General features: G+C 38.7%; 6 protein-coding genes. 4 read left to right on the top strand and 2 right to left on the bottom strand.

Annotation, left to right across the window (positions count from 1 at the left end; translation table 11 throughout):
* The 4 genes from QZ488_RS20950 to QZ488_RS20935 form a co-directional block, all read left to right on the top strand.
* On the top strand, positions 1-1,130 hold a 1,130-nt coding region (locus tag QZ488_RS20950), incomplete at its 5' end, for a hypothetical protein (RefSeq protein ID WP_293752416.1).
* A 244-nt stretch (positions 1,131-1,374) separates the two neighbouring features.
* A complete protein-coding gene (locus tag QZ488_RS20945) occupies positions 1,375-1,842 on the top strand; it encodes a hypothetical protein (RefSeq protein WP_293752414.1) in 468 nt (155 codons plus the stop codon).
* A 56-nt stretch (positions 1,843-1,898) separates the two neighbouring features.
* Positions 1,899-2,090: a hypothetical protein gene (locus tag QZ488_RS20940; RefSeq protein WP_293752412.1), complete on the top strand. Its 192-nt coding sequence runs from the start codon at positions 1,899-1,901 to the stop codon at positions 2,088-2,090.
* Between the two features lie 198 nt (positions 2,091-2,288).
* Positions 2,289-3,191, top strand: coding sequence for an ion channel (locus QZ488_RS20935; RefSeq protein WP_293752410.1), 903 nt, complete (start codon positions 2,289-2,291; stop codon positions 3,189-3,191).
* Between the two features lie 20 nt (positions 3,192-3,211).
* Here the strand turns inward: QZ488_RS20935 and QZ488_RS20930 are convergent, their stop codons facing one another.
* Both QZ488_RS20930 and QZ488_RS20925 read right to left on the bottom strand, forming a co-directional pair.
* Positions 3,212-3,499 carry a DUF551 domain-containing protein gene (locus tag QZ488_RS20930; RefSeq protein ID WP_293752408.1) on the bottom strand — a complete coding sequence of 96 codons (288 nt, stop codon included), beginning with the start codon at positions 3,497-3,499 and terminating at the stop codon, positions 3,212-3,214.
* 440 nt (positions 3,500-3,939) lie between these two features.
* On the bottom strand, positions 3,940-5,187 hold a 1,248-nt coding region (locus tag QZ488_RS20925), incomplete at its 5' end, for a TRAP transporter large permease subunit (RefSeq protein ID WP_293752406.1).

Below are 5,187 nucleotides of genomic sequence, written 5' to 3'. Positions count from 1 at the left end.
TTGTATTACATGAAGTGCTTGAACAACAAATGGATCATGCACAGGCTTATCCAACTCACTTTTTTGATGGTGGTATGGGATTCTTTTTTGACCGTACTAGTTGGCAAGATGATGCCTCATTATTGGTCACACACAATGGCTGGCGTCATGTAGATCATATGCATATAGATGAAGGTGCACTTCAATTTTATCGTAAGGGCACATGGCTATTACATAGAAATGTTGGCTATGATGGCGACTCAGGTCTCTGTGCTGCTAACGCTACACTTTGTTTGCAACAACAATCATTTTTTGAAGCAGATGAACAAGCTCGTGATGATGTACGTTATTCGACAATGATACCTGGTGCAGCGAATAACAAGATTGACGTTAATGCAAACTATGATTTCATTGAGATGGATTTAACGAATGCTTTTTCAGTTCAAAACAATTCGTTTAAAGGTAAAAACTACAACAAGGTAGAACGCAATGTAGTGTGGTTTAAAGGCAGCAGTGACAAAGCCGATCACATGGTGGTTTACGATTATGTTGATACCTTGCCTGAATATGACTACCTGAACAAAGGCGTTAATTTTGTGTTCCGTTACCAGCCAACGATAGCTGGCAATGTGACCTCAATGGCTCGCGATGGTCAAGAGTTGGCCATCATTTCACAATTATCTGATGATAAAACCTTATCGGTGATTGATCCTGTTTTAGATGACAGTGTGGGTGAGGATTACACCTATAACTTGGATGTAAAATCCAATTCAAATCAAACACAAGACCATTTTTTACATACATTGGTCGCCTTTGATGAGGGAGCGATGAATGTCGAAGGGCGTTATGCTGAAGAAATCTTTGGCAAGGATACTGCTCAAAGTGTGAATGCAGTTGGTTCGTTTATAAATAAAGCGATGTTTGCTTTGTTCTCTCATAAGACAGATGAACTGACTGAAACACAATATCAGCTGCAATCAACAGGGGTGGTAGAACATGTTATTTCAGGTTTAGTGCCAGATATGCTTTATAAAGTCACCAGTAATAATATTGATTTAGGCGCTTATACTGCCAGTGAAAATGGTGTTATAAACTTTGAAACTGACTCAATAGGCACATTGGAAATCAGTCTTGAAGCTGTTACACAATAATGCTGAAAGGAAAATAATCTGAGCTATTTCTTTAGTGTAGTGACATCTTGTTTCTGTCGTGTTTTCAGGGTGAGATAATACTCTATAGGCTTAGTTTCTGTTCATATTGTGCTAATTGATAATGTATTACGAGAAGTCCATCACAAAACACGATGATTCACCTAGAACAGGCCTTGTATGTGTCTGTAGTTCAGGTAACTTGTTTGCCAGTTTTATTATTATTAGATGGTTTTAGGTAATAGGTATGCTCGTAGATTCAACTAGCAAAGTCATGTCGGCCGCCAAGGAAAACTTAGCTCTTTATAACGATACTGAATTAGACTCATTGTTCAGTTCGCGAGCAGGCAATACTCAGTTTTATTTAGAAAATGTCAATGTATCACCGACAACACATCAAATTTATGAAGTTGCTCATATCATTAAAATTGTTACGGGGATCGACTGTGATTCTTTCTTAGCAAAAACAATCCTTAGCTTATATCCAACAGCAAAAATTCAAGTTGCAGTCTATGGCACAGAAAGTGATGCTAAAGATGAAATATTATGGGCAGTGGCCCATTTCTTTTTAGGATGTCCATGGCCTACCTATAATGATGACGTGCAATTGACAGAGTTTGTGCTGCTACTTCAAAAACAAGCACAAGCCTTGGGATTTAAGGTGTGTCGTCCTATCACGATAAATGAAAAAAAAGTAACAGGTTTGCTTGGCTAAAACAGCATACATATTAATAGAACGTTTGATTCGTTAACGTAGAGGCAAAAAAGAGTATGAAATATATTGGATACGCATTGATCGCATTTGGCATCGCTGATTTTGGTCTTAGTTATGGTGGCACTGATCTTTGGGGTGAACTTATTGGTGTTCAATTACCAGAAGTTATTTGGGCATATTCAGGCATGATTGCCGCAGCTATTGGTTATGGCATTATTAACCTTTCATCATTATTGACCGCAGAGTAAAGCCTATACGCACTGAGACTGTTGTCTTAGTAGCTCACAACAAGCCATAGAACTATGGCTCCAAATCTCTCGCCTACGTTATTAAACAAACAAAGCAACCGTATTTCAGATCAATAAACTTGATCTGAAATACAAGATGGTGCACGATTAAATTTCTGTAAAAAGTAAGTCCAAGTGTTGTATTACATGGAGCAGAAAATGACGGATGAAGAATGGCAAAACGGTGAGATGGCCGAACATGGAAATATCAAGGTTCTATTAGAACAACGTGCTAGCAGTGGTGAGCCGATGTCAAAATTTAGCCTTGTTAAAGCCAATTTATCTGGCATTAACCTCGTGAAAAAAACATCCAAAACGGGTTATCAATTAACCGACAGTGATTTATATCGTGCCGATCTGACAGATGCTCATTGTTTTAAATTGGATCTTTCAGGCAGTTCATTAATGAAAGCCGATTTTAGTTTTGCCAATTTGCATTGTGCCAACCTTAGCAACTGTAATTTATTAGGTGCAGTTTTCAAGGGCGCTAAGCTGGAAAATGTCACTTGGGGTGAGCAAATCATGCAAGAACAACAAGCGGCAGAGGCGCAAGACTTAGCCGTTGCTAAGGACTATTATGAACAAGCCGAAGAAGTTTATCGTAATCTGAGAATGGTCACTGAAAAACAAGGGTTGTTTGAACAAGCTGGGCAGTTTTTTCAAAATGAAATGGCAATGAGACGTATGCAAATGCCTTTATTCTCATTACACCGTTTGATATCCAAATTTGTTGATTTGTTTTGTGGTTATGGTGAAAGACCCAGCCGTGTGGTTGCGTTTACTTTAGTTGTGATCGGCGTATTTTCGATACTGTTTTTTTATTCAGGGATTCAGTCTAGCGGTCAAACGATTGCATTTGATAGCAGCTTGGGCGTCAGTGAAAATTTCAAATATTATTTAAACAGTCTGTATTTTAGTGTCGTGACCTATACCACCTTAGGTTACGGTGATATTTCACCAACATTAGGTCTTTCACGATTTTTTGCAGCAGTTGAAGCTCTTATTGGAGGCTTCACACTCGCATTATTTGTCGTGGTATTTGTTAAAAAAATGACCCGATAATAATACAACTAGTATTTAACTCAATGCACCGCCTCAATCAAAGTTTGATCCCAGCGATGATTATTAGCGCTTTTGCTGATTGTGGGTGTTTCAGGCATAAATTTCCAGTGACTAACAGCAACAGCTAGAACTTCATAAATTGCAACAATGCCTTGTTCATTGGCGGCTGCCAAAATGAAATGTTTACCATTCCACCATGCTTGAGATACTGTTTCGTCCATCCATAAAAACACCACGACTTTTTGACCTACTTCTGGCATTTGCTGTTGTGTTTTTGTCCACTCAAGTTTTGCTGCATTAGTCTTCATGATAATTCTCCCAAGCTTTCGCCTAATTGAGCATCAAGATCGTTTTTAAATTATGTCCCTCGTATAAAATCGTCTTCTCCTACTTAAGCTATCGACTGATATTGCAGAGGCTTTAGAATTAAACTCAGGTTTTAATCTGGTTAGATTTGTTTTTTCTTCCTTTTCTTTTTAGCTTTTTTAGGAATAGGTAATTTTTGGATTTTTCTTTTTCTAAGTTTGACAATCAGATATGTGAGCAGGCCAAGAAGGATGAGAGTTGAAAACACTGACCACAGATTAAGTGTTGTTTCGCATGATATTCCAGCTTCGCAATTAATCGTGCGAAAGAAAATCTTGAAAATTAGTTTTGCGAACATCTCAAATAGGAAATCAAAAAAGCCTGAGAATAAGCTGCCTTTAGTTGAAAAATAAAGTAATTCATTCCATTGAATCATTAAGTCTTATTCCATCAAGCCTGGTAGCCATAAAGTTAATGACGGAAAGCTGATAATTAAGATTAATACCGCTAGTTGAATCACAATGAATGGCACGACACCTTTATAGATATCTTGTAGCTTTAATGTAGGAGCACTGGCTTTTAGGTAAAACAATGAAAAGCCAAATGGGGGTGTTAAAAATGAGGTCTGTAAGTTAAGCGCAATAAGCAAAGCAAACCATAAAGGATCGAGTCCCAAATGAATAGCGATAGGGGCAATGATCGGCACAACAATAAAACAGATCTCGATGAAGTCTAAGAAGAAACCCAAAACAAAAATTAGCAGCATGCTCAGGATTAAAAAGCCCCACTTACCACCTGGCAGACCACTAAAAATATCAAAAATTAAATTGTCACCGCCCATACCAACAAATACCAAACCAAACGCAGTGGCACCAATTAATATTAAAAACACCATGCTGGTTAAACGTGTGGTTTGTTGCATAGACTTGTTTAAGTTTTCTAAACTTAGTTTTTTATGTATTGCTGCTAATAACATCGCACCTAAGGCGCCGACAGCTGCTGATTCTGTCGGTGAGGCGATGCCAAAGAAAATAGAACCTAAGACTGCTAAGACTAAAATTAATGGCGGCAATAGGCTTTTAAGTACTTTATAACCAAGGTATTCAGAATCTTTGTTATCAATGTTAATGGCTGGAGCAAGTTCAGGTTTTTTCCAGGCAATAAATGCAATGTAAGCGATATAGGCAATGACTAACATCAGGCCAGGAACCGCAGCGCCAATAAATAGTTGTCCCACGGGCACTCCAATAACATCACCTAATAAAATCAAGATAATGCTGGGCGGAATAATTTGGCCTAAAGTACCAGAGGTGGCAATGGTGCCAGCGGCTAAACTGGCTGCATAACCATTTTTTAACATAACGGGCAGGGCAATCACGGCCATCGTTACAACTGATGCTCCAACTACACCTGTCGTGGCGGCTAATAATGCGCCGACAATGACTACAGATATAGCTAATCCACCACGAACTCGACCAAACAGTTGCCCCATGGTTTCAAGTAGTTCTTCAGCAAGGCCTGATTTTTCTAATATCACGCCCATAAATACAAATAGCGGCACGGCTAACAATGTGAAGTTAGTCATGATGCCCCAAATACGAAGAGGCAGAAGATTAAAGAAGTCGAGACCTAGAAATACACTGCCAAATCCTAAGGCAACAGCACCTAAGGTAAAAGCGACAGGGAAACC

The organism is uncultured Paraglaciecola sp. (assembly GCF_913020055.1).
Taxonomy (GTDB): Bacteria; Pseudomonadota; Gammaproteobacteria; order Enterobacterales; family Alteromonadaceae; genus Paraglaciecola.
Note: the sequence above shows the minus strand (reverse complement) of the source record. Positions and strands in the feature narration are given on the sequence as shown.

Bases quoted from the DNA above. Each gene is read 5' to 3' on its own strand.
- QZ488_RS20940 (WP_293752412.1), top strand. From the start codon at position 1,899: ATGAAATATATTGGATACGCATTGATCGCATTTGGCATCGCTGATTTT.
- QZ488_RS20935 (WP_293752410.1), top strand. From the start codon at position 2,289: ATGACGGATGAAGAATGGCAAAACGGTGAGATGGCCGAACATGGAAAT.
- QZ488_RS20930 (WP_293752408.1), bottom strand. From the start codon at position 3,499: ATGAAGACTAATGCAGCAAAACTTGAGTGGACAAAAACACAACAGCAA.
- QZ488_RS20945 (WP_293752414.1), top strand. From the start codon at position 1,375: ATGCTCGTAGATTCAACTAGCAAAGTCATGTCGGCCGCCAAGGAAAAC.